General features: G+C 64.5%; 1 protein-coding gene and 1 pseudogene. One reads left to right on the top strand and one right to left on the bottom strand.

Annotated elements, in window-relative coordinates; translation table 11 throughout:
* Positions 1–107: 107 nt before the first annotated feature.
* The gene (clpS, locus tag ARC63_RS03505) at positions 108–434 is read right to left on the bottom strand and encodes an ATP-dependent Clp protease adapter ClpS (protein WP_010485856.1); all 327 of its coding nucleotides are present in this window, start codon (positions 432–434) and stop codon (positions 108–110) included.
* A gap of 112 nt (positions 435–546) precedes the next feature.
* On the opposite strand from clpS, the pseudogene ARC63_RS03500 reads away from it, so the two are divergent.
* A pseudogene (locus ARC63_RS03500) lies at positions 547–803 on the top strand (hypothetical protein); the annotation flags it as partial.

Here is an 803-nt window from a genome sequence, read left to right as displayed (position 1 = left end):
TCATCCACCTGTAGAGCCGAGCCTGCGCTCGGCTGCTGCTGGCAGAGATCTGGATGCCTGGGTGAACAGCAGCCGAGCATCGGCTCAGCTCTACAGGTCGGGGGCGGTCAGGCCTTTTCCATCGTGCACAGCAGCGGGTGCTGGTTCATCCGCGAATACTCGTTGACCTGGGCAACCTTGGTCTCGGCCACTTCGCGGGTGAACACCCCGCACACGCCGCGGCCGCGGGTATGGACGTGCAGCATCACCTGCGTGGCCTTGTCCAGGTCCATGCTGAAGAACTGCTGCAGTACGTCCACCACGAAATCCATCGGGGTGTAGTCGTCGTTGAGCAGCATCACCTGGTAGAACGGCGGCGGCGCCACTTCCGGGCGCGCGGGTTCCACGGCAACGCCGTGCTCGTGATGGGAATCGGGGGAAGACTCGCGGGGCATCTGCTCATTATAGAGGCTCGAGCGGGCCTGCGTCGGCCCGCCGCAGATTGGACGGCACGCACGGCCGCCGTCACAATTGCATCCTCTCTCAACACTGTTTCACAGGATCTTCATGAAAAGGACCCTTCTCTCCGCCCTGCTGATCGCCCTGGCCGCCGCCGGCTCCGCCGCCGCCGAGACCCAGGCCGACAAGGCCGTGGCCCGCCACCTGGACAAGCTGGGCTACACCTACGAGGTCGACGAGGACGGCGACTACCGCATGGTGTTCGACGTCGAAGGTGACCGCACCCAGATGGTCTACGTGCGCTCGTCGGTGGAAGATTTCGGCACCCACAACATCCGCGAGATCTGGTCGCCGGCCTACAACGC

Origin of the sequence: Stenotrophomonas geniculata ATCC 19374 = JCM 13324 (assembly GCF_001431625.1) — a bacterium.
GTDB classification, from domain to species: Bacteria; Pseudomonadota; Gammaproteobacteria; order Xanthomonadales; family Xanthomonadaceae; genus Stenotrophomonas; species Stenotrophomonas geniculata.
Note: the sequence above shows the minus strand (reverse complement) of the source record. Positions and strands in the feature narration are given on the sequence as shown.